1 protein-coding gene is annotated in these 352 nt (G+C 68.2%); it reads left to right on the top strand.

Annotated elements, in window-relative coordinates; translation table 11 throughout:
* The coding region (locus EJC47_RS21170) for an Ig-like domain-containing protein (protein ID WP_221885211.1) at nucleotides 1-352 on the top strand (352 nt) is incomplete at both ends.

The following is a 352-nucleotide window of genomic DNA, read 5'->3' on the forward strand; positions in this document are numbered from 1 at the left end:
TACGCTCACCGTCGCCACGCCTGCTGCGCCCAGCGTTGCCGCCAAGAGCGCCAGCGTCGCTTATGACACCGCGACGCCGATCGATCTGACCGCCTCGGTCAGCGGTGTGCACTCCAGCCTCACCGTCAGCACGGCCCCTGCGCATGGCACCACCAGCGTGGCTGGCGATGTCATCACTTACACCCCGACCACCGGTTATTATGGCAGCGACAGCTTCGGCTATACCGCCACCGGTCCCGGCGGCACCTCGGCGGCTGCCACCGTCACACTGACCGTCGCCACGCCTGCCGCCCCAGCCGTTGCCGCCAAGAGCGCCAGCGTTGCGTACAATACCGCCACCCCGATCGACCTG

Origin of the sequence: Sphingomonas sp. TF3, assembly GCF_003985085.1 — a bacterium.
Lineage (GTDB): Bacteria > Pseudomonadota > Alphaproteobacteria > Sphingomonadales > Sphingomonadaceae > Sphingomonas.